The sequence below is a fragment of the Nonomuraea sp. KM90 genome, assembly GCF_052246675.1.
Taxonomy (GTDB): domain Bacteria; phylum Actinomycetota; class Actinomycetes; order Streptosporangiales; family Streptosporangiaceae; genus Nonomuraea.
On the sequence record NZ_JBQQCB010000001.1, the window covers coordinates 1 to 22,192 of the forward strand.

Annotated in this window: 16 protein-coding genes; 8 read left to right on the plus strand and 8 right to left on the minus strand. The window is 72.4% G+C overall.

The annotated features are described in order from the left end of the window. Positions 1 to 73 precede the first annotated feature (73 nt). Both ACTWPW_RS00005 and murA read right to left on the minus strand, forming a co-directional pair. Positions 74 to 2,557: a transglycosylase domain-containing protein gene (locus tag ACTWPW_RS00005; RefSeq protein ID WP_443167534.1), complete on the minus strand. Its 2,484-nt coding sequence runs from the start codon at positions 2,555 to 2,557 to the stop codon at positions 74 to 76. Between the two features lie 63 nt (positions 2,558 to 2,620). Then, positions 2,621 to 3,931 (minus strand): UDP-N-acetylglucosamine 1-carboxyvinyltransferase, encoded by a 1,311-nt coding sequence (murA, locus tag ACTWPW_RS00010; RefSeq protein WP_443167535.1) that lies wholly within the window; start codon positions 3,929 to 3,931, stop codon positions 2,621 to 2,623. A gap of 120 nt (positions 3,932 to 4,051) precedes the next feature. On the opposite strand from murA, the gene ACTWPW_RS00015 reads away from it, so the two are divergent. Next, complete coding sequence (locus ACTWPW_RS00015) at positions 4,052 to 4,510, plus strand: hypothetical protein (RefSeq protein ID WP_375109285.1); 459 nt, start codon at positions 4,052 to 4,054, stop codon at positions 4,508 to 4,510. A gap of 3 nt (positions 4,511 to 4,513) precedes the next feature. On the opposite strand, the gene ACTWPW_RS00020 is transcribed toward ACTWPW_RS00015, so the two are convergent. Both ACTWPW_RS00020 and dnaE read right to left on the minus strand, forming a co-directional pair. After that, positions 4,514 to 5,896, minus strand: coding sequence for an amidase (locus ACTWPW_RS00020; RefSeq protein WP_375109284.1), 1,383 nt, complete (start codon positions 5,894 to 5,896; stop codon positions 4,514 to 4,516). A gap of 38 nt (positions 5,897 to 5,934) precedes the next feature. Then, positions 5,935 to 9,462 carry a DNA polymerase III subunit alpha gene (dnaE, locus tag ACTWPW_RS00025; protein ID WP_443167536.1) on the minus strand — a complete coding sequence of 1,176 codons (3,528 nt, stop codon included), beginning with the start codon at positions 9,460 to 9,462 and terminating at the stop codon, positions 5,935 to 5,937. 149 nt (positions 9,463 to 9,611) lie between these two features. Here dnaE and ACTWPW_RS00030 point away from each other — a divergent pair, with 149 nt between their 5' ends. Both ACTWPW_RS00030 and ACTWPW_RS00035 read left to right on the plus strand, forming a co-directional pair. Next, positions 9,612 to 10,967 carry an amino acid permease gene (locus tag ACTWPW_RS00030; RefSeq protein ID WP_375109282.1) on the plus strand — a complete coding sequence of 452 codons (1,356 nt, stop codon included), beginning with the start codon at positions 9,612 to 9,614 and terminating at the stop codon, positions 10,965 to 10,967. 114 nt (positions 10,968 to 11,081) lie between these two features. Continuing rightward, complete coding sequence (locus ACTWPW_RS00035; protein ID WP_375109281.1) at positions 11,082 to 12,110, plus strand: SGNH/GDSL hydrolase family protein; 1,029 nt, start codon at positions 11,082 to 11,084, stop codon at positions 12,108 to 12,110. A gap of 80 nt (positions 12,111 to 12,190) precedes the next feature. Here the strand turns inward: ACTWPW_RS00035 and ACTWPW_RS00040 are convergent, their stop codons facing one another. Beyond that, positions 12,191 to 13,069, minus strand: coding sequence for a chorismate mutase (locus ACTWPW_RS00040; protein ID WP_375109280.1), 879 nt, complete (start codon positions 13,067 to 13,069; stop codon positions 12,191 to 12,193). Between the two features lie 285 nt (positions 13,070 to 13,354). Between ACTWPW_RS00040 and ACTWPW_RS00045 the strand changes: the two genes are divergently transcribed. From ACTWPW_RS00045 to ACTWPW_RS00065, 5 genes are read left to right on the plus strand one after another with little or no spacing between them, the layout of a single operon-like run. Continuing rightward, the gene (locus ACTWPW_RS00045; RefSeq protein ID WP_443167537.1) at positions 13,355 to 16,930 is read left to right on the plus strand and encodes a protein kinase domain-containing protein; all 3,576 of its coding nucleotides are present in this window, start codon (positions 13,355 to 13,357) and stop codon (positions 16,928 to 16,930) included. Continuing rightward, positions 16,927 to 17,769: an AraC family ligand binding domain-containing protein gene (locus ACTWPW_RS00050; RefSeq protein WP_443167538.1), complete on the plus strand. Its 843-nt coding sequence runs from the start codon at positions 16,927 to 16,929 to the stop codon at positions 17,767 to 17,769. Before ACTWPW_RS00045 ends, ACTWPW_RS00050 begins: the two co-directional genes overlap by 4 nt. Positions 17,770 to 17,780: 11 nt before the next feature. After that, positions 17,781 to 18,443, plus strand: coding sequence for an AzlC family ABC transporter permease (locus ACTWPW_RS00055; protein WP_443167539.1), 663 nt, complete (start codon positions 17,781 to 17,783; stop codon positions 18,441 to 18,443). Further along, entirely contained in the window at positions 18,440 to 18,751 is a 312-nt protein-coding gene (locus ACTWPW_RS00060; RefSeq protein ID WP_364118451.1) for an AzlD domain-containing protein, read from the plus strand. Before ACTWPW_RS00055 ends, ACTWPW_RS00060 begins: the two co-directional genes overlap by 4 nt. Positions 18,752 to 18,760: 9 nt before the next feature. Then, positions 18,761 to 20,065, plus strand: coding sequence for a serine/threonine-protein kinase (locus ACTWPW_RS00065; protein ID WP_443167540.1), 1,305 nt, complete (start codon positions 18,761 to 18,763; stop codon positions 20,063 to 20,065). A gap of 17 nt (positions 20,066 to 20,082) precedes the next feature. Here the strand turns inward: ACTWPW_RS00065 and ACTWPW_RS00070 are convergent, their stop codons facing one another. Genes ACTWPW_RS00070 through ACTWPW_RS00080 form a run of 3 tightly spaced genes read right to left on the minus strand, consistent with a single transcriptional unit; the run spans position 20,083 to position 21,948 of the window. Further along, positions 20,083 to 21,012: an RluA family pseudouridine synthase gene (locus ACTWPW_RS00070; RefSeq protein ID WP_375109273.1), complete on the minus strand. Its 930-nt coding sequence runs from the start codon at positions 21,010 to 21,012 to the stop codon at positions 20,083 to 20,085. Beyond that, complete coding sequence (lspA, locus tag ACTWPW_RS00075; RefSeq protein WP_375109272.1) at positions 21,005 to 21,595, minus strand: signal peptidase II; 591 nt, start codon at positions 21,593 to 21,595, stop codon at positions 21,005 to 21,007. The genes ACTWPW_RS00070 and lspA overlap by 8 nt, the downstream gene beginning before the upstream one ends. Next, positions 21,559 to 21,948 carry a TraR/DksA family transcriptional regulator gene (locus ACTWPW_RS00080; RefSeq protein WP_375109271.1) on the minus strand — a complete coding sequence of 130 codons (390 nt, stop codon included), beginning with the start codon at positions 21,946 to 21,948 and terminating at the stop codon, positions 21,559 to 21,561. The genes lspA and ACTWPW_RS00080 overlap by 37 nt, the downstream gene beginning before the upstream one ends. Between the last annotated feature and the right edge of the window lie 244 nt (positions 21,949 to 22,192).

Sequence of the window (22,192 nt, forward strand, 5' to 3'; positions counted from 1 at the left end):
ACCTCATCACGCTCACCCGGGCGGTCACCGCCCCCATCGGCAAGGCCGGCTGACACCCGGCCGGCCGACGGGGTCAGTCAGGCCGCCCGAGCATGCCGGGGTAGTCGCGTCCCGGCCGGCCGGGACGCTCGCGCCCGGGCACCCCCGGAGGCTCCAGCCCACCGGGCCGCCCGTGGCCGGACATGCCGGGGTGACCCGGCCCGGGCACCCCGGGCCGTCCCTGGCCGGGCATGTCCGGCCGCCACTGGCCGAGCATGCCGGGATGCCCCGGCCCGTCGGCCGGCCCAGGCTCGGGACGCTCCTCCTCGGGACGGTCGTCCCGAGGCGCCCGCAGCAGCCGGTCGGCACGGCCCTCCTGCTGCCACTCGATCGACGGCGCCGTCGGGCTCTGCCCGAGCAGCCACTCGAAGAGCCGGCGGTGCCGCCGGAAGAACGGGTGGACGCCGCGCTTCTTGCGCTTCTCCTCGGCCAGGGCCTTCTCCAGCCCCGGCGTGTGACCGCCGCCGAAGCGCGACATGTCCGGCCCCGGGAACCCCTTCGGCTCCGTACGCCGCAACGCCGGCCCCATCGACTCCACCCAGATCGGCCCCGGCAGCGACGCCCCCTGCACCGACCCGTAGTACCGGTCCCCGATCTGCACCCCCTGCAGCAGCGGGAACCGGTACGACCCCCGGATGTCCCCCACGCTGACCGCCGCCGCCAGGGCGGGCGTGTAGCCGGCGAACCAGGCCGAGGTGTAGCCGTTGTTGGTGCCCGTCTTGCCCGCCGCGGGCCGGCCGATGCCCTGCCCGTGCATGGTGCCCTTGTCGAAGACGCCCTTGAGCACGTGGTTGACCGCGTCCGCGACCGGCTTCTCGATGACCTGCTCGCACGCGGGCGGCACGTGCGTACGCCGCCCGTCCCTGCCCGTGATCTCCACGATGGCCAGCGGCCGGCAGTACAGTCCCCTGGCCGCGAACGCCGCGAACGAGGCGGCCACCGTCACCGGATCCATCTCGTTGACGCCCAGCGTGAACGTCGGCACCTCCCGCAGCGGCGCCCCGTCCGCCCTGGTGACGCCGAGCGCCCTGGCCGTGCGCACCACGTTGCAGAGCCCGACCTTGCGCTCCAGCATCATGTAGAAGATGTTCACCGACTTCCAGGTGCCGGTCTCGATGCTGTGCGGCCCGCCCTCGCCCTCGCCGCTGGCGTTGAGCACCCGGGTGCCGGGGTCGTTGACGGACCGGCCCGCGCAGTTGCGGTAGCCCTGCGCGGGGCTCATCGCCCCCGGCGTCTGGAAGCCGTCGTTGAACCGCCAGCCCTGCTTCAGCGCGGTGGCCAGGGTGAACACCTTGAACGTCGAACCGGCCTGGAAGCCCTGCCCGCCCCCGTGGGCGACGTCGGCGGGCAGGTTGAAGGTGGTCTTGGGGCCGTTCTTGCGGTTGCCGGGGTTGCGGCCGAACCGCTTGCTGGCCGCCATCGCCTTGATCCGGCCGGTACGCGGCTCCACCATCGCCTCGGCGGCCACCTCGGTGTCCTCCGGCGAGACGTGCCGGCGGATGGCCCGGTCGGCGGCGCGCTGCGCGATGGGGTCGAGGCTCGTCCTGATCACCAGGCCGCCCCTGGCCATCCTGGCCCGCCGCTCGGCGGGGGTGTTGCCGAAGACGGGGTTCGACAGGAGCTCCTGCTTCACGTACAGGCAGTAGAACGGGTAGTCGCTCTGCTCGCACCCGCCGGGCTCCGGCCGGAGCCTGATGTTCAGCGGCGCCGCCTTGGCCTGCGCCGCCTCCTGCTGGGTGATCTGCTTGAGCCCGGCCATGCGGTCGAGCACGAGGTCGCGCCGGCCCTTCAGCCGCTCCCGGTGCGCCTGGCCGAGCGAGGGATCGGTCGAGTACGGCATCCGCACCGCCCCCGCCAGCGTGGCCGCCTGGGTCAGCGTCAGCCGGGAGGCCGAGGTGGAGAAGAAGCGCCTGGCCGCCGCCTCGACGCCGTGGGCCCCGGCGCCGAAGTAGGCGATGTTCAGGTAGCGCTCCAGGATCTCGTCCTTGCGGTACTTCTTCTCCAGCGCCAGCGCGAGCCGCAGCTCGCTGATCTTGCGGGCCAGGTTCGGGGCGCGGGCCCGGTCGCGCTCGGTGTCGCTGCGCGCGCTCTCCACCAGGATGTTCTTGACCAGCTGCTGGGTCAGCGACGAGCCGCCCTGCCGGATCCCGCCCGCCTGGGTGTTGGTGAGCAGCGCCCGGATCGTGCCCCTGACGTCGAGGCCGCCGTGCTCGTAGAAGCGGGCGTCCTCGATGGCCACGATGGCCCTGCGCATCACGGGCGCGACCGCGCCGAGCGGGACGGCCGTCCTGTTGGCCTCGTAGAACTGGGCGAACTGCCGGCCGTCCTTGTCCAGCAACCTGGTCACCTGCGCGAGCGGCTCCTCGCGCGGTGCGGGCGGCAGGTCGACGAAGGTGTTCGCGACACCCATGGCGGCGAGGCCGCCCCCGCTCACCAGGGGTGCGGCCAGTGCGGCCGCCAGCACCCCGCCGAGTGCCCCCGCCAATCCGAGCGCTCCGACGGATCTGAGTACGGTCACGTCAGATGGTGTGCGACGTCCAGGTCGACGGCAAACGCCCGTTTCCGACGTCTTTACCGATATTTACCGCTGCCTGCGGATGTTCAGACCCAGCGAGGCGAACTGCTCGAACGGCCGGTGGTAACCGCGTTCGATGTGGTGCACGCCGCGCAGCGTGGAGGGCCCGTCGGCCACCGCCGCCGCCAGCACGGCCGAGAACCCGGCCCGGATGTCGGGCAGCGTCACGTCGGCGCCCTTGAGCCTGGACACCCCGCGCACGACGGCCGAGTGGCGGGCGTTGGTGTCGTGGTAGCGGCAGGCGGGGCCGCCCAGGCACTGGTCGAACACCTCGATCTCGCAGCCCATCTTCTGCAGCGCGGGCACGTACACCAGGCGGTTCTCGAAGACCGTCTCGTGCAGCACCGACATGCCCTGGCTCTGCGTGAACAGCACCATCAGCGGCGTCTGCCAGTCCGTCATGAACCCGGGGTGCGTGTCGGTCTGCACGGCCGCCGAGCGCAGGCCCTCGGGGGGCGCGGTGGCGCACAGGTACTCGTCGTTGATGTCGAACTGGGCGCCCATCCTGGCCAGCGTGGTGATCGCGGTGACCAGGCGGTCCTGGGGGCAGCCGTGCACGCGTACCTCGCCCTGGGTGACCAGGCCCGCCGCCAGGTACGAGAACGCCTCGATGCGGTCGCCGGTCAGCCAGGTCTGGGCGCCGCGCAGCCGTTCGACGCCCTCGATGACGATCCTGCGGTCGGGCGAGAGCTCGATCCTGGCCCCCATCCGCTGCAGGAACAGCGCCAGCTCCACCACCTCGGGCTCCGTGGCCGCGTTCTTCAGCACGGTCTTGCCGTCGGCCAGCACCGCCGACATCAGCACCGTCTCCGTGGCGCCCACGCTCGGGTACGGCAGCTCGATCCGGGTGCCGTTGAGGCGTTTGGCCTTGGCGTAGATGCCGGCGTCGCCCACCTCCACCTCGGCGCCCATCGCGCGCAGGGCCTCCACGTGGAAGTTCACCGGCCGCCGCCCGATCGGGTCGCCGCCCACCAGCGGCACGAACGCCTCACCCGCCAGATGCAGCAGGGGGCCGAGCATGAGGATGGGGATGCGGTTCAGGCCGGTGAACGCGTCGGGGACCCGGGGCTCGATCTCCGGGCCCTGCTCGATCCTGATCTCCGTGCGGGAGATCTCGACGTTGATGCCGAGGGCCCGCAGCATGGCGGCGGTGATCTCGACCTCGCCCACCTCGGGGGCGTTGTGGATGCTGCTCTCGCCGTTGCCCAGCATGGCGGCGACCATGTGCTTGGACACGCCGTTCTTCGAGCCGCGCACTTCGACGTCGCCCCGGAGCGGACCGGAGGGTTCTATCTGCCAGACCTCTTCTGCAATCACGAAGCGAGCCTAACCGGGGGATACCATCGAGCTGATTCGGACGTACATGTGAGGGGGAGTGGCGTGACGAGGGAAGTACGCGCTTTTGCGGTATCTGTCCTCACTCTCGCCACTCTCGGAATGGCCGCCGGGCTGCTCTGGTCAGGGCTGACGCCGCGGGCGCCGTACCAGGTCACCGACCGGGGCACGGTGCTGGCCGACCCGACCACGCAGGCGCTGATCGCGGCCGACGGCTGGTTCGCGGTGATCACGGGCGGGCTGGGGCTGCTGTGCGGCGGCGTCGCCTGGTTCATCGGGCGGCGCTGGATGCTGCCGGTGCTGCTGGGGCTGTGCGCGGGCGGGATGCTGGCCTCGTTCCTGACGTTCTGGGTCGGGTCCACGTTCACCATCGGGGCGGTCACGGTGGAGGCGGCCGCCGTGCCGGGCGCGAAGATCGTCCCCGGCGCGCTGAAGCTGACCGCCTCCGGCGTGCTGGTGTCCTGGCCGCTGGTCGCCGTGGGGTTCTTCGGGCTGCTGGAGGGCATGCACGGCTACCGCGAGTCGCCGCTGCGGCAGCCGTACGGGATCGGACCCGAGTAGCCGCTAGAGCGGCGGCCTGCGCAGGCCGTGGCCGGTGGCCTCCTCGAACGCCCGCGCCACCCGCAGCACCCTCGCGTCCTCGAACGGCCTCCCGACGATCTGCACGCCCACCGGCAGGCCGTCGCCGGTGAACCCGGCCGGGACCGAGGCGGCGGGCGAGTGCAGGACGCTGATCCAGTAGGCCGAGCGCATCCAGGCGAGGTAGTCGGGCAGCCGCCGCCCGTTGATCTCGCTCACGTGAGGGTGCTCGACGGGGAACGGCGGCACCTGGCTGACCGGCGCGATCAGCACGTCGTAGGTGTCGAAGAAGGCGGCCATGCGCTGGTAGAGGCGGCTGCGCGCGACCTCGGCCCGGGCCAGGTCGGCACCGGTGACCTTGCGGCCCTGCTCGACGTTCCAGGCGGTGTTGGGGCCGAGCCCGCTCTTGTCGCCGTGGGCGAGCAGGTAGTACCAGGCCCGGTAGGTCCTGAACGCGTCCTCTGCCCCGGTCAGGTCCAGCTCGACCTGCTCGACGCGGGCGCCGAGCCGCTCGAACACGGCCGGCGCGGTCGCCGTGACCGCCGCCGTCCTCGGGTCCACGGGCAGCCCGCCCAGGTCGGGGCTCCACGCCACGCGCAACCCCGCCACCCCCCGCTCGGGCTCCGGCGCGAAGACCTCCCTGATCGAGTACGGGGAGCGGCGGTCGAACCCGGCGATGGCCCCGAACATCAGCGTGACGTCCTCGACCGTCCTGGCCATGGGACCGGGGACGGCCAGGGTGAACCAGGCGGCGGTGTCGGAGGGGTCGGGGACGCGGCCGGGCGTGGGCCGCAGGCCGACGACGTTGCAGAAGGAGGCGGGGTTGCGCAGGGAGCCGCCCATGTCGGAGCCGTCGGCCAGCGGCACCATGCCGGTGGCCAGCGCGACGGCGGCGCCCCCGCTGCTGCCGCCGGCGGACTTGGACAGGTCGTAGGGGTTCCTGGTGGCGCCGAACACCTCGTTGACGGTGTGGGAGCCGGTGCCGAACTCCGGGGTGTTCGTCTTGCCCACGGTCACGGCGCCCGCCGCGCGCAGCCGCCGCACGATCAGGTCGTCCTCGTCGGGGACGTTGCCGGCGAAGAGCGGCGAGCCGTAGGTGGTGCGGATGCCGGCGGTGTCCACGAGGTCCTTGTGCGCGACCGGTACGCCGTGCAGCGGTCCGGCCCGCTCCCCGGACGACAGGGCCGCGTCGGCCGCCTTCGCCGCCTCGATCGCCCGCTCGGCGACGAGGGTGACGACCGCGTTGACGCGGGGATTGACCTCTTCGATGCGGTCGAGATGGGCCTGGAGGACCTCCACGGCGCTCACCTGCCGGGTCCTGATCAGCCGGGCCAGCTCGGTCGCGGTCAGGTAATGCAGTTCGCTCACGCTGCGATCCTGCCCCACGACCGCCGGGGAGGCGAGGGTCAGGCCCCCAGGCAGGCGGGGCCGAGGAGTTCTTTGAGGTCGCCCATGAGGGCCGGTGACGGTGTGACCCGCAGCCGGTCCCCCACGCGCAGCACAGTCGTCCTGGGCCCGTTGTGGACCTGCAGGTGCACCTCCGACGTGCCCGGGTGCGTGGCGAGGATCTCCTTCAGCCGGCCCACCACCGGCGGCGTGCAGCGGTTCAGCGGCAGGCTCACCAGCAGCGGCCCGCCGGACTCCTGGCTCAGGTCGGGCGCCGTGACCTCCATGGCGATGATCTTCGCCACGTCCTCGCGCTTGTCGATGCGCCCCTTGACGAACACGATCGCGTCCTCGGCCAGGATCGTCGAGCACAGCTGGTACGCCGACGGGAAGATCATCACCTCGATCGAGCCCTCGAGGTCCTCCAGCTGGGTCAGCACCCAGGTGTCGCCCTTCTTGGTGACCTTGCGCTGCACCCCGCTGAGGATGCCGCCCACGGTCACCACCTGCCCGTCGGCGCGGCTCTCGTCCTGCACCGCCGCGATCGAGCAGTCGGCCCCGGCCGCCAGGACGTGCTCGACGCCGAACAGCGGGTGGTCGGACACGTAGAGGCCGAGCATCTCGCGCTCGAACTGCAGCAGCGTGTTCTTGTCCCACTCGCCCACCGGGATCTGCACGTCGAAGGTCTGGTCCTCGCCGCCGTCGATCGCCCCGAACAGGGAGTCCTGGCCGATGGCCTCGTTCTTCTTGATGTCGATGATCGCGTCGACGGCCTGCTCGTGCACCATGACCAGGCCCTTGCGCACGTGGCCCAGCGAGTCGAACGCGCCCGCCTTGACCAGCGACTCGATCACGCGCTTGTTGCAGACGACGGCCGGCACCTTGCGCAGGAAGTCCTTGAAGTCGGTGAAGCGGCCCTTCTGCTTTCGCGCGGAGATGATGCCGCCGACGACGTTGCCGCCGACGTTGCGCACCGCCGACAGGCCGAAGCGGATGTCGGTGCCGCGCGGCGTGAAGTCGAAGTCGGAGTCGTTGACGTCCGGCGGGAACACCTTGATGCCCATGCGGCGGCACTCGTTGAGGTAGAGCGCGGACTTGTCCTTGTCGTCCTTCACCGAGGACAGCAGCGCGGCCATGTAGGCGGCCGGGTGGTTGGCCTTGAGGTAGGCGGTCCAGTAGGCGATGAGGCCGTAGGCGGCGGTGTGGGCCTTGTTGAAGGCGTAGTCGGAGAAGGGCAGCAGGATGTCCCACAGCGCCTTGACGGCGGCGTCGGGGTAGCCGTTGTCCTTCATGCCCCGCTCGAAGGAGGCGTACTGCTTGTCCAGCTCCGCCTTCTTCTTCTTGCCCATCGCGCGGCGCAAAAGGTCGGCGGCGCCCAGGGAGTAGCCGGCCACCCGCTGGGCGATGGCCATGACCTGCTCCTGGTAGATGATCAGGCCGTGGGTCGTCTCCAGGATGTCCTTGAGCGGCTCCTCCAGCGCGGGGTGGATCGGCGTGATCTCCTGCTGGCCGTTCTTGCGCAGCGCGTAGTTGGTGTGGGAGTTGGCGCCCATCGGGCCGGGGCGGTAGAGCGCGAGGGCGGCGGAGATGTCCTCGAAGTTGTCGGGGCGCATGAGGCGCAGCAGCGAGCGCATGCCGCCGCCGTCGAGCTGGAACACGCCCAGCGTGTCGCCCTTGGCCAGCAGCTCGTAGCTCTTGCGGTCGTCGAGCGGCAGCCCGAGCAGGTCGACCCGCTCACCCGTGGTCGCCTCGATCAGCTTGAGGCAGTCGTCCATGATGGTGAGGTTGCGCAGGCCCAGGAAGTCCATCTTCAGCAGGCCGAGCGTCTCGCAGGTCGGATAGTCGAACTGCGTGATGATCGCGCCGTCGGAGTCGCGGCGCATGATCGGGACGTGGTCGGTCAGCACCTCGGCCGACATGATCACGCCCGCGGCGTGCACGCCGGTCTGCCGGATCAGGCCCTCCAGCCCCTTGCCGAGGTCCATCGTCGCCTTGACGTCGACGTCCTCCTCGTAGAGCCGGCGCAGCTCGCCGGCCTCGGCGTAGCGCGGGTGGTCCTTGTCGAAGATGCCCGCCAGCGGGATGTCCTTGCCCATGACGGCGGGCGGGAACGCCTTGGAGACCCGGTCGCCCAGCGCGTAGGGGTAGCCCAGGACGCGGCCCGCGTCCTTGATGGCGGCCTTCGCCTTGATCGTGCCGAACGTAGCGATCATGGCGACCTTGTCGGCGCCCCACTTCTCGGTCACGTAGCGGATCACGTCACCGCGCCTGCGCTCGTCGAAGTCGATGTCGACGTCGGGCATGGAGACGCGCTCGGGATTGAGGAACCGCTCGAAGATCAGGCCGTGCGCGATCGGGTCGAGGTCGGTGATGCCCATCGCGTACGCCACCAGCGACCCCGCCGCCGAGCCACGGCCGGGCCCGACCGGGATGCCGTTGGCCTTGGCCCACATGATGAAGTCGGCGACCACGAGGAAGTAGCTCGGGAAGCCCATCTGCTCGATGATCCCGATCTCGTACTCGGCCTGCTTGCGGTGCTGCTCGTCGTAGCCCTCCGGCCAGCGCCGGTCCATGCCCTCCCAGACCGTCCTGCGGAAGAACTCGCTCTCCGTCATGCCGTCGGGGATCGGGTAGGTCGGCATGAGGTTCTTGAACTCGAAGAACCCGGCCGGGTCGACCTTCTCGGCCACCAGCAGCGTGTTGCGGCAACCCTCGGCCCACAGGTCGGAGGAGTCGATCGCGCGCATCTCGTCGGCGGTCTTGATGTAGTAGCCGCTGCCGTCGAAGCGGAAGCGGTCGGGGTCGGACAACTGCTTGCCGGTCTGGATGCACAGCAGGGCGTCGTGGGAGGCGGCGTCGGACTCGTAGGTGTAGTGCGAGTCGTTGGTGACCAGCGGCGGGATGCCGAGCTCCCGGCTGATCCGGGTCAGCCCGTCGCGGACCCGGCGCTCGATGTCGAGGCCGTGATCCATGATCTCCAGGTAGAAGTTGTCCCTGCCGAAGATCTCCTGGTATTTCGCGGCGGCCTTGAGCGCCTCGTCGTACTGCCCGAGCCGCAGCCTCGTCTGCACCTCGCCCGACGGGCAGCCGGTGGTGGCCATGAGGCCGTCGGCGTGCTCGGCCAGGAGCTCGGCGTCCATGCGCGCCCACTTGCGCACGAAGCCCTCGGTGTAGGCGCGCGACGACAGCCGCATCAGGTTGTGCAGGCCCGTCCTGTCGCGCGCCCAGATCGTCATGTGGGTGTAGTAGCCACCCGCCGAGACGTCGTCCTTGCGCTGGTGCGGCTCGCCCCACAACACCGGCTTCTTGTTGTGGCGCAGCTCCGGCGCGACGTAGGCCTCGATGCCGATGACCGGCTTGATGCCGGCGCCGGTGGCCTGCCTGAAGAAGTCGTAGGCGCCGTGCATGTTGCCGTGGTCGGTGATCGCGATGGCGGGCATGCCCAGCTCGCCGACCTGTCTGAACATCTGCCCGAGGCGCGCGGCCCCGTCGAGCATCGAGTATTCGGTGTGCACGTGCAGATGGACGAACGAGTCGCTGGACGACATTGAGCGGCGGCCTCCCGGTCCCAACGTGTGGTGCGATCCGACTTTAGTAGCCGCCACCGACAACCCGGGGCCGCCCGCGCGCCAGGAGCCGTCGCGATCACCGGCACCGATATCCTCGATGTCACCCAACGTCATCAAGGAGTCACTCGGTGCGCACGCAGACGGACGAGGGATACACGCACGCGCTGGGCAACCGGCAGGTCCAGATGATCGCCATCGGCGGGGCGATCGGGGTGGGCCTGTTCCTGGGCGCCGGGGGCCGGCTGGCCGCCGCCGGCCCCGCGCTCGTGCTCTCCTACGCCGCCGCCGGCGTGGCCGCCTTCTTCGTCATGCGGGCGCTCGGCGAGCTCGTGCTCTACCGTCCGGCCTCGGGCTCGTTCGTCGAGTACGCCGGGGAGTTCATCGGCCCGTGGGCCGCCTTCGCCAGCGGCTGGATGTACTGGATCAACTGGGCCTTCACCGGCATCGCCGAGCTGACGGCGATCGCCGCGTACATCACCTACTGGGCGCCCGCGTTCCCCGAGTGGCTCACCGCGCTGATCGCGCTCTGCTTCGTGATGACGGTCAACCTGCTGTCGGTGCGCCTGTTCGGCGAGCTGGAGTTCTGGTTCGCCATGCTCAAGGTCGTGGCGATCACCGTCTTCCTGGTCGTGGGGCTGGTGCTGGTGGTGTTCGCGGTCGGCGCCGCGGGCCCGCACAACCTGGTCTCCCACGGCGGGTTCTTCCCGACCGGGTTCCCGCTGGTGCTGATGAGCCTGCAGTCGGTGGTGTTCGCGTACGCGTCGATCGAGCTGGTCGGCATCACGGCGGGCGAGACCGCCCGGCCGCACGAGGTCATGCCGAAGGCCATCAACGGCGTGGTGTGGCGCATCGCGATCTTCTACGTCGGCTCGGTGGCGCTGCTGGCCATGGTCCTGCCCTGGACCGCCTACCGGGCGGACACCTCCCCGTTCGTGACGGTCTTCTCCGGGCTGGGCGTCCCGTGGGCGGCCGACGCCATGAACCTCGTCGTGATCACCGCCGCGCTCTCGTCCTGCAACTCGGGCCTGTACGCCACCGGCCGCATCCTGCGCTCGATGGCCATGAAGCAGGAGGCCCCCCGCTTCGCCGGCACCCTCAGCAGCCGGCACGTGCCGATCGGCGGCATCCTGTTCACCGCGATCATGTTCCTGGCGGGCGTCGCGCTGTTCTACTTCCTGCCCGAGCGGGCCTTCAACATCGCCACCGCCGTGGCCTCGCTCGGCGTGATCACCACCTGGGGCGTCCTGGTCTACTGCCAGACCCGCCTGCGCCGCACGGGCCACCGCTCGGCCTTCCCGATGCCCGGCTCCCCCTACACCAACTGGCTGACGCTCGCGTTCCTGGCGCTGGTGGTGCTGCTGATGCCGTTCGCCGACAAGGACCAGCGGGTGGCCTTCTACCTCATCCCGGCCCTGGTCGCCGGCATCGCCCTGGGCTGGCGGGTCATCGGCCGCCGGCGCGCCGCCGCCGGCGCGCAACCGTAGCGGCCCGGCCACGCCCGCGCCGATCATCGGCTGGGTAGTCTCGATGGCGCAGAAGGAGGAGCCGCCACCCGGGAGGTCACGCTGGACGAGGCTAGACGCAGGATCGTCCAGATCGTGGCGGCGGCCGTGGCCGGCGCCACGATCGCGGTGGCGGGCCTGCCCCTGGGCGTCTACCCCAAGCTGGCCTGCGCCGTGCTGGACGCGGGCTGCCCCACCGCCGGCGAGCCGTCCGGACGGCTGCCGCGGCCGGTCCGGCTGACGCCCGTGCAGGTGGCGCAGAGCGGCCGGTACGTCGCGCTGGGCGACTCCTACTCCTCGGGCGAGGGGGTCTACGAGCAGGACACCGCGCCGGTCAACGACGGGGCCGACCGCTGCCACCGGTCGACGGGCTCCTACGTGCCGCTGGTGGCGCGGGCCTACCGGTTCGGCGGCGGCACCGCCTTCTACGCCTGCAGCGGCGCCACCACGCGCGAGCTCCTGTCCGGCCAGCACGGCCAGCCGCCCCAGGTCACCCGCGTGGACTCCGCGGCGAGCCTGGTGACGCTGAGCATCGGGGGCAACGACGCCGGCTTCAGCAGGGTGCTGACGGGCTGCATCGTCAAGATCCCGTGGTCGTCGGCCTGCGTCGACCAGGACGCCGCCGTCGGCCGCCGCATCGAGGAGCTGAGCACGAGCATGCGCGAGGTCCTCAGGGAGCTGCGCGTGCGCGCCCCCGGCGCCCGCGTCATCGTGCTGGGCTACCCCCGGCCGTTCCCCGAGAACCCGGTGGGGAGCGTCGACAACCTGACCGTCGAGGACCAGCGCTGGCTCAACGGCGTGACGCGGCGGCTCAACGACACGGTGGGGTCGGTGGCGGCGGAGTTCGACCGGGGCCTGGCGGCGTTCGGCGCCCCGGGCAGCGTCGAGTACGTGGACGCCTACGAGGCGTTCGCGGGCCACGAGGTGGGGCGGCCGCAGCCGTTCCTGAACGGGCTGGCCATGGACATGGAGGAGCTGACGGTCAACGCGCGCAGCTATCACCCGACGGGCGACGGCTACCGCCGCTTCGCGGAGCTCATCACGAAGCAGATCGCCGCGGGCCCGGGCCGCCCGATGAACAACTTCCACCTGCCGGACGACCGGCCCCCCGCCGCGGGCCCCTGACGCCCACCGCCCCGCCCGGCTCACCGTCGCAGGCCCCTGACGCCTCCCGGACGCCCGGACTCCGGCCGCCGCCCTGACGCCTACCGCTCCGCCCGACTACCGCCCCGCCGCTCCTCGGCCAGGTGCAGGCCGGCCTCGATGACCGCGTTCATGATGGGCGAGAGCCTGGCCTCCCCCAGCGAGGGCGCCCGCACGGCCATCCTGGCGACGAGGGCGCGCTCCCTGGCCAGGTCGCGCCCGGCGAAGCCGCCCACCGGCTTGATCCGCTGCACGATGCCCGCCAGCACCGCCCGCCGCTCCAGCAGCGTGCCCAGGGCCGCGTCCACGCGGTCGATCGCCTGGCGGCACTCCGCCAGCGTGGTGGGCGCCTCGTTCCGGACGAGCGCGCCGACGAGGGTGACGGCCTCCTCGGCCACCCGCCGGTCGTCCGCCGGGACCGGCGTGCCCGCCGTGCCGATGATCAGGCCGTCGGCCCCGGCCGCGACGGCGGCGGCCGACAGCCCGAGGTCGCGCGAGACGTCCGCCAGCACCGGGCGCCCGGAGGCGGCCCTGGCCGCCCGCATGAGCCCCAGATCGGGCCGGTCCCCCTCGCACAGGATCACCCGCCCGTCCCCCTCGGCCGCGCAGTGGTCGGCCAGCCCCAGCCACTCCTCCATGGAGGCCGCGGCCCGCCGCTCCACCACCACCGGCAGCCCGAGCCCGGCCGCCGCCCGGACGAGGGGGATGTCGCGCGTCCACGACGCCCCCACCACCACGGCGTGCGCGTGCTCGGCGATCGCGGGCAGGTCGGCGGCCGAGGCCGGCTCCACGAGCGTGGCCCCCTCCCGCAGCGCCTCGAACGCGTCGGCCGGGCCGCGCCGCGCCCGCAGGCTCACCCGGCCGTCGATCAGCACGGCCGGCCCGTCGCCCACGAGCAGCTCGCCCACGGCCACCGCGCGCCGTTCCAAGGTCGATGACATCCCGACTCCCGTTCGGCCGGCTCCCGAGGCCGGCGGAAAACCAAAAAAGGCAGAGACGGGTGTCTCTGCCTCGTGCCGACTCCAGGTGGTCGCTATCCGACGACCGGCTCTCCCGGAGCCGGCTCGGTAAACGCGTAGCGACGACAAGTCATATCTGAACCCTACACCCCGGCTCCCACCTGCTGGGCTGCACTTCTCACATGCCGGACTGTCCTTCTGGCGAGTCGCCGTTGATCCCTCGCTATGGGAGTATTTCTTGGCCTAGAGGAGGGTTTGAGGCCGTTGATGTCGGATCGCAAGCAGGACGGACGCCGCATCGCCGGCCGCTACCAGCTGCAGGAACCCATCGGCAGGGGCGGAATGGGCATCGTCTGGCGAGCCCACGACGAGCTCCTTGACCGCACGGTCGCGGTCAAGGAGGTCAGATACGCCGCCGCCCTGGGCGAGGAAGTGCAGCTGCTGAACCGGCGGACGATGCGTGAGGCGAGGGCGGCGGCCAGGTTCGAGCATCCCAACGTGATCGTCGTGCACGACGTGATCGAGGAGGATGGCCGGCCCTGGATCGTCATGCAGCTCGTCCAGTCGCGCTCACTGGGGGCCGTGATCAAGCAGGACGGCCCGCTGCCGCCGAAGCGGGTGGCGGAGATCGGCCTGGCCGTGCTGGACGCGCTGCACCGCGCCCACGAGGCGGGCGTGCTGCACCGCGACGTCAAACCCGAGAACGTGCTGCTGGCCGACGACGGCCGGGTCGTGCTCACCGACTTCGGCATCGCCACGCTGGAGACCGAGACGCAGCTCACCGTGACGGGCCTGGCGGGCACGCCGGCGTTCATCGCGCCCGAGCGGCTCAAGGGCCTGCCCGCGCGGCGCGAGTCGGACCTGTGGTCGCTGGGCGCCACGCTCTACACGGCGGTGGAGGGCCGCTCGCCGCACGAGCGCGGGATGGCCCTGGCGACCATGCACGCCGTGCTCACCGACGAGCCCGACCCGGCGACGCACGCGGGGCCGCTCACCGACGTGATCAACGGGCTGCTGGTGAAGGAGCCGGTGCAGCGGCTGACGTACGAGGAGGCGCAGCGGATGCTGCGCAACGCCGTCGCGCAGACGAGCGCGCCACCGACGGCCCAGTTCCCCGCGGCCCAGTTCCCGGCGGCGCAGGAGCTGCACGTGCCCGCCCCGGCCAAGCCGAAGCGCCCGGAGGCCCAGCCGACGAAGCCCAAGCGCCCCGGTCCCGCCAAGGCCAGGCGCCCGTACGCCCCCGTCGAGGACGACACCCCGACCGATCCGAACCTCGCCCCGGCCGCGCCGGTGCCGGACATGCCCGAGACCGGCGCGCGCGTCCCCCAGCCCTCGACCGTGGACCCGCGGCCTCCGACCGTGCCCACGGTGGAGGCCGGGCGGCCCGAGCAGCAGCGCCGGGCCGGGACGATCATCGCCGCGGCCGTCGCGGTCGTGCTGGTGGCGGGCGTGGGCGGCTACCTCGGCCTGCGCTCGGCCCCGGAGGAGAAGTCCTCGGACACGGACTCCCCGGGCACGGCGGCCGTCACCGCCACCCCGCCCTCCACGGCCCCCTCGACGGCCCCCTCGTCGACCACGTCGCCGAGCCCGAGCACGAGCCCCAGCCCGAGCGAGACCGCGAGTCCCAGCCCCAGCGCGACCCCCAAGGAGACGAAGGACCCGCTGCCGGCCGGGTGGAAGATGTACAAGGACAAGAAGCTCGGCTTCCAGATCGGGCTGCCCCCGAAGTGGGAGGTGTGGACGCGCAGCGGCCGGCAGGTCAGGTTCAAGGGACCGGGCGCGGCGTCCAACGCGTACGTCCTGATCGAGGAGGCGGCCAACCCGGGCACGGACCCGTACAAGGACTGGAAGAAGCAGGAGCCGTACCTCAAGAACAACTTCGGCGGCTACAAGAAGCTCGACATCAAGAAGGTCGACTACATGAAGGCCGCGGCGGACTGGGACTTCACCTGGAACACCAACACCGGGAAGACCCGCGTCCGCAACAGGGGTTTCGTCACCGACAACGGCCGGGCGTACGCGATCTACTGGCACACGCTCAACAGCCACTGGAAGGCCGACTACCACTTCTTCGAAGGCTTCTGCGCGACGTTCGTACCCCCAAGTAGGCTGCGCTGCGTGCACGTCAGCAATCGTTATCGCCTCGTCGAGCCGCTCGGGCAGGGCGGCATGGGGGTGGTCTGGCGGGCCTACGACGAGCTGCTCGACCGTACGGTGGCGATCAAGGAGGTCCGCTACACCGGCGTCGGGGAGGCCCAGCGGGCCGAGCTCAACCGCCGGACCATCAGGGAGGCCCGGGCCGCGGGCCGCCTCGACCATCCCTCGGTGGTCGTCATCCACGACGTCGTGGAGGAGGACGGCCGCCCGTGGATCGTGATGCAGCTCGTCCGCTCGCGCTCGCTGGGGCAGGTGATCGGCGAGAGCGGGCCGCTGCGGGCCGGGCAGGTCGCGGTGATCGGCGGCCGGGTGCTGGACGCCCTGCGGGCCGCGCACGCCACGGGGGTGCTGCACCGTGACGTGAAGCCGGAGAACGTGCTGCTGGCCGACGACGGCCGGGTGGTGCTGACCGACTTCGGCATCGCCTCGCTGGAGGCCGAGGCGGGGCTCACGGCGTCCGGCAACCTGGTGGGCACGCCCGCGTACATGCCGCCCGAGCGCCTCAACGGCGAGCCCGCCCGGCCGGAGTCGGACCTGTGGTCGCTGGGCGCGACGCTCTACGCGGCCGTCGAGGGCGAGCCGCCGTTCAAGCGCGACTCGTGGGCCGCGACGGTGGCGGCGGTGCTGCGCGACGAGCCGGAGCCGCCGGTGCGGGCCGGGGCGCTGGAGCCGGTCATCATGGGGCTGCTGCGCAGGAGCCCGGCCGCCCGGATGCCCGCCGAGGAGGCCGCGCGGCTGCTGTACGAGATCGCCTCCGCCCCACCGGCGGGCGGCCTGCCGTGGACGGGCGGCCCCAACCGGCCGCACCCCGGCCACGCGACCACCGGCCACCCGGCCACCGGCCACGCGACCACCGGCGGCGCGCTCGCAGGCGGCGCGTCCTCCGGCGGCGCGCCCTCCCGCGGCGCGCCCTCTGGCGGCGGGCCCTCCGGCGGAAGGCCCTCCGGCGGAAGGCCGAGCCCGACGGTCCCCGGACGGCGAGGCGGGCGGCGGAAGGCGCTGTGGATCGGGCTGCCCGCGGCGGTGGCCGCCGTGGCGGTGCTGGGCACGGGCGGCGTGCTGCTGTCCGACCGGTGGACGGCCGCGCCCGCGACCCAGGGCCCCGCGACCCAGGGCCCCGAGACTAGGACCCCCGAGGCCCAGGACCCCGCGACCCCGACCCGGCAGGCCACGGCCGAGCCCGACGAGAGCCCGGCCCCGACACCCGGGCCCACCTCCACCGCCCGCCCCGTGCCCGCGGGCTGGCGGGCCTACCGAAGCTCCGCGGGCCGCTTCCAGATCGCCATGCCCGAGGGCTGGCAGGCCCGCAGGACCCCCGGCCGGGACAGCATCTCCATCAAGGCCCCCACCGGCCCGGGGGCGCTGATCGTGGAGTGGACGGTCCCCGACATCCCCTGGAAGGACCCGGTGCTGCACTGGATCGGGCTGGAGAAGGAGATCCGGGCGAAGGGCGAGTTCCAGGGGTACAAGCGCGTCGGCATCACCGCCACCGACTACCTCGGCCGCGACGCCGCCGACTGGGAGTTCGTCAGGATGCGCGGCGGCGTGCTGATCCACGTGGTCAACCGCGGCTTCCACACCGCCGACGGGCGCCCCTACGCCCTCTACTGGGAGACCACGCAGGCCCGGTGGCAGCGCGACCGGCACTACTTCGAGACGTTCGCCAAGACCTTCCGGCCGCTGTGAAGGAGCAGGCCCGGTTCTGGCGGCACCCGGCGGTGCCGGAGACGGACCTGCTCAAGGCCCGCTACGTCACCCACCGCTTCGCCAGGCACGCGCACGACGGCTACGCCATCGGGCTCATCGTCGAGGGCGTGGAGGAGTTCGACTACCGGGGCACGCTGCACCGGGCGGCGGCCGGCGAGATGGTGCTGGTCAACCCCGACTCCGCGCACACCGGGCAGGCGGGCGTGCCGGGCGGGTGGGCGTACCGCATGCTCTACCCGTCGGTCGACGCGCTGGCCGGGATCGCGGCCGAGCTCGGCGGGCCCCACGGCACGCCGCACTTCCCCGCGCAGGTGGTGCGCGACGAGCAGGTGGCGGCGCTGCTCGGGCGGGCGCACCGGGCGGCCGAGCGGGGCGACGCGCTGGCCGCCTCGACGCTGAGCCGCACGCTGTTCGCCCGGCTGCTGACCCGCCACGCCACGCCCAGGCCGGCCGCGATCGTGCCGGCCGAGGGCAGGCAGGCGGTACGCGAGGCGCTCGACCTGCTGCACGAGAGCCTCGTCGACCCGCCGACGCTGGACGGCCTGGCGGGCGCGGTGGGGGCCCGGCCGTTCGCGCTGCTGCGGGCGTTCAAGGCCGCGACGGGGATGCCGCCGCACGCGTACCTGACCTCGCTGCGGGTCCGCCAGGCGCGCCGCCTGCTGCGCTCCGGCGTGCCCCCGGCGCGGGTGGCGGCCGAGGTGGGCTTCACCGACCAGGCCCACCTGAACCGGCATTTCAAGCGCATCGTGGGCGTGCCGCCGGCCGCCTACCAGCGGGCCGCAGGAACGTACAAGACGGGCGATTCCCCCGTCTCCTAACCTCGGGCGGCATGGAAGAGAAGACACACCGCTCCGCCGCCGTACGGGACGGTCTCGGCGTCGGCCTGGCCGTGGGGCTGTCCGGGCTCGCCTTCGGCGCCGCGGCGATCACCGCGGGCCTGTCCGTGCCGCAGGCGTGCGTGCTGAGCCTGCTGGCGTTCACCGGCGCCTCGCAGTTCGCGCTGACCGGCGCGGTGGGCGCGGGCGGCGACCTGGCCGCCGCCGCCCTGGGAGGGCTGCTGCTCGGCGGCCGCAACACCCTGTACGGCCTGCGCCTGGCCGCCCTGCTCGAGGTACGCGGCCCCCGCAGGCTGCTGGCCGCCCACGGCGTCATCGACGAGACCACGGCCGTCGCGCTGGCCCAGCCCACCCCCCAGGCGGCCCGCACCGGCTTCGTGACCACGTTCGCCAGCCTCTACATCGCCTGGAACCTCACCACGCTGGCGGGCGCGTACGGCACCTCGTTCCTGGGCGACCCCGGCGTGCTGGGGCTGGACGTGGTGGGCCCGGTCGCGTTCCTGGGGATCCTGTGGCCCCGGCTGGCCGAGCGCGCCGAGCTGCGCCGGCTCGCCGCGATCGCGGCGGTGATCGCGCTGTGCGCCACCCCGTTCCTCCCGCCGGGCGTGCCGGTGCTGCTGTCGGCCGCGGCCGTCCTGGTGGTGCTGGCCCGATGACGCTGTGGTGGGCGGTCGCCGTCGTCTGCGCGGGCTGTTACGCGCTCAAGCTGGCCGGGCTCGCCGCGCCCCGGCGGGTGCTGGACCATCCGGTGGTGCGCAGGTTCGCGGAGCTGGTGCCGGTGGCGCTGCTGGCGGCGCTGGTCGCGGTGCAGCTGTTCACGGAGGACGGCGGGCTGCGCTTCGACCCGGCGCGTACGGCGGGCCTCGGGGCGGCGGTCGTGGCGCTGCTGCTGCGGGCACCGTTTCTGGTCGTTCTGGCCGCGGCGGCGGCCGTCACCGCGCTTGTCCGGATTCTTCTGGGGTAGTCGCCGTGCATGTCTGATTCAGCGGGGATTGTCGGTGGGCGATACCGGCTGCTCAAGACGATCGGCAAGGGCGGCATGGGCACCGTCTGGCATGCGCACGACGAGGTGCTCGGCCGGGACGTGGCCGTCAAGGAGATCCTGCCGCCTCCCGATTTGACGGGCGCCGAGCGCGAGGTGTTCGCCGTACGCACCTTCCGCGAGGCCAGGGCGGCGGGCCGGGTGGCGCACCCCGGCGTGGCCACCGTGTACGACGTCGTGGAGGAGCGCGGTCACCCCTGGATCGTCATGCAGCTCGTGCACTCCCGCACGCTGGGCGAGCAGATCCGCGACGACGGCCCCATGTCCCCCCTCGACGCGGCGAGCATCGGGCTGCAGCTCATGGAGGCGCTGCGCGCCGCGCACGCGGCCGGGGTGTTACACAGGGACGTCAAACCCGACAACGTGCTGCTCACCCCCGACGGCCGGGCGGTGCTCACCGACTTCGGCATCGCCACCACGGAGGACGAGGCGCCCGTCACGCGGACGGGCATCCTGGTCGGCACCCCCGCCTTCATGGCCCCCGAACGCGCGGCCGGCGGCCGGGCCAGGCCCGCCTCGGACCTGTGGTCGCTGGGCGTGACCCTCTACATGGCCGTCGAGGGCCACTCCCCCTTCCACCGCGACCACGCCCTGGCCACGCTGGGCGCGGTCATGCACGCCGAGCCGGAGCCGCTGGCGCGGGCGGGCGTGCTCGCGCCGGTGCTGCTGGGCCTGCTGCGCAAGAACCCGGCCGAGCGCATGTCGCTGGAGGAGGCCGAGCGGCGGCTGGCCGCGATCCTGGCCGGCGGCGCCCCCGAGCAGACGGGCCCCGTCACCGTGCCGGAGGTGACCCGGCGGCGCCGGCTGCCGGTGGCCGCGATAGCCGCGGGCGCGCTCGTCGTCGGGGTCGTCACGGGCGGGGCGGCCTGGTGGTCGCAGCGCGACCTGCCGCGCACCGCTCCGCCGAGCCGCGTGCCCGCCGTGGTGACCACACCCGCGCCGGACACGCCCGCCCCCACCACCCCGCGGCCGACGTCCGAGGCCCCGGCGGTCCAGCCGGGCAGCACCCCGCCGCCCACCATGAGCGGGCCCAGGACACCGACGGCCGACCGGACCACCGGGAAGAAGAGCCCCACGCAGCAGCCCACACCCACCAAGACGCCGACCAAGACGCCGACCAAGAAGGACAAGAAGGAAGGGGACGGGACGCCCTCACGCTCCCCCGGCCAGGTCGAGGGGTCGGACAACGGCCGCGCGGCGGACGAGGGCAAGGAGAAGGCCGGCCGGCGGGGCTGAGGGAGCCGCCCGCCGTCTCAGGACTCCTCGCGCACGATGTCGAGTGCCTTCTGCAGGTCCTGGGGGTAGTCGGTGCTGAACGAGATCCACTCGCCGGTCGAGGGGTGCTCGAACCCGAGCGCCACCGCGTGCAGCCACTGCCGCGTGAGCCCCAGCCGGGCCGCCAGCGTGGGGTCGGCGCCGTACAGCAGGTCGCCGACGCAGGGGTGGCGCAGCGCGGACATGTGCACCCTGATCTGGTGCGTACGCCCGGTCTCCAGCTTGATGTCCAGCAGCGACGCCGCCCGGAACGCCTCCACCGTGTCGTAGTGCGTGACGGACGGCTTCCCGCCCGCGACCACGGCGAACCGGCCGTCCCCCGACGGGTGCCGGTCGATGGGCGCGTCCACCGTGCCCCGGAACGGGTCGGGATGCCCCTGCACCAGCGCGTGGTAGCGCTTGTCGACCGTGCGCTCCTTGAAGGCCCGCTTGAGCCACGAGTAGGCGTGCTCGCTCTTGGCCACGACCATCGCGCCCGTGGTGTTGGCGTCGAGCCGGTGCACGATGCCCTGCCGCTCGGCGGCGCCGCTGGTGGCGATGGTGTGGCCGGCCCCGAGCAGGCCGCCGATGACGGTCGGGCCGGTCCAGCCGACGGTCGGGTGCGCGGCCACGCCGATCGGCTTGTTGACCACGATGATGTCGTCGTCCTCGTACACGATGGTCATGCCCGGCACCGGCTCGGCGACCGGCATGGGCGTGGTGACCGGCGGCGGCATCGTCACGTCGAGCCACGCGCCGGCGTGCACCCGGTCGGACTTGGCCGGCTGGCGGCCGTCCACCAGCACCTCGCCCGCGACGATCAGCTCGGCCGCGCGCGTGCGGGAGAAGCCGAACAGCCGCGAGAGCGCGGCGTCGAGCCGCTCGCCCTCCAGCCCGTCGGGCACCGGCAGGCTGCGCTGCTCAGTCATTGTCGGCCACCTCCTTGGACCCGTCGATCTGCACGTTGCGCCAGGCCAGGATGACCGCCAGGATCCCGCCGCAGACGATCGCCGAGTCGGCGATGTTGAACACCGGGAAGTAGTCGATGACGGGGAAGTGCCCAGGGAGCACCTCGATGAAGTCCACGACGTGCCCCTGGAGCTGGGACGAGCGGCCGATCCCCGATGGGTAGCGCAGCAGCCTGTCGGTGAGGTTGCCCAGCGCCCCGCCCAGCAGCAGCCCGAGCGCGACCGCCCAGGAGCGGCTGCCGAGCTTGCGGGCCGTGCGCACGATGGCCACGACCACGCCGGCCGCGATGAACGTGAAGACGAACGTCATTCCGGTGCCGATGCTGAACGCGGCACCGGAATTGAAGATCACCCGGAACTGCAGGACGTCCGGGATGACGACCATCGGCGCCTCACCCTCCAGCGTGCGCAGCACCACCGTCTTGGTGACGAGGTCGGCCGCGTAGATCACGGCCGCCAGCACGACGAGGACGGCGAAGAGGCGCCGCCGAGGCTTGCCCCCCGAGCCTACCGGCGCTCCTCCTTCTGCTTGCAGGCCACGCACAGCGTCGCCCTCGGGAACGCCTGAAGGCGTTCCTTGCCGATCGGCTTGTGGCACGATTCGCACACTCCATAGGTCCCTGCGTCGATCCTGGCGATCGCACGTTCGTTCTGCGCGACCAGATCGCGCGCATTCAGGGTAAGGGCGATCTCGCGTTCGCGCTCGTACGTCTTGGCGCCGGCGTCCGCCTGGTCGTCGCCGGCTCCCTGGGTGACGTCTCCAGAGGCTATCTCCGACTCGTGGCGCATGATGTCCGCCTCGAGCTCGTCGATCTCCGTCTGGAGCCTGCCGCGTACCTCGGCCAGCTCCTCTTCCGACCACATCGACGGTGTAGCGGTCTGCGTGACTGCCGCCATGGCTGCCTCCATTGCTGATCAAGGCCGTAAAGGGTGCGGGCAGCTTAGGATCCTCATAACGGAACGGCAAACGACCCGCCGGACGGTTTACCTCCCCCGTACTATCCCGCCTCGCGCATTCAACTCCTCCCCAGCAGCGTCCATTCCCACAACTTTGCGCCGTTTACGTCTCGCGTACCGACAAGGCGTCGTGAGTACCCCGGACGCCACCGGGAAAACCTGGAAGCCTCGGGCCCCGCTCTGC

Bases quoted from the DNA above. Each gene is read 5' to 3' on its own strand.
- ACTWPW_RS00015 (WP_375109285.1), top strand. From the start codon at position 4,052: ATGGCCGCCGGGCTGCTCTGGTCAGGGCTGACGCCGCGGGCGCCGTAC.
- ACTWPW_RS00065 (WP_443167540.1), top strand. From the start codon at position 18,761: ATGTCTGATTCAGCGGGGATTGTCGGTGGGCGATACCGGCTGCTCAAG.
- ACTWPW_RS00045 (WP_443167537.1), top strand. From the start codon at position 13,355: ATGTCGGATCGCAAGCAGGACGGACGCCGCATCGCCGGCCGCTACCAG.
- ACTWPW_RS00060 (WP_364118451.1), top strand. From the start codon at position 18,440: ATGACGCTGTGGTGGGCGGTCGCCGTCGTCTGCGCGGGCTGTTACGCG.
- ACTWPW_RS00040 (WP_375109280.1), bottom strand. From the start codon at position 13,069: ATGTCATCGACCTTGGAACGGCGCGCGGTGGCCGTGGGCGAGCTGCTC.
- ACTWPW_RS00070 (WP_375109273.1), bottom strand. From the start codon at position 21,012: ATGACTGAGCAGCGCAGCCTGCCGGTGCCCGACGGGCTGGAGGGCGAG.
- dnaE (WP_443167536.1), bottom strand. From the start codon at position 9,462: ATGTCGTCCAGCGACTCGTTCGTCCATCTGCACGTGCACACCGAATAC.
- ACTWPW_RS00055 (WP_443167539.1), top strand. From the start codon at position 17,781: ATGGAAGAGAAGACACACCGCTCCGCCGCCGTACGGGACGGTCTCGGC.
- ACTWPW_RS00080 (WP_375109271.1), bottom strand. From the start codon at position 21,948: ATGGCGGCAGTCACGCAGACCGCTACACCGTCGATGTGGTCGGAAGAG.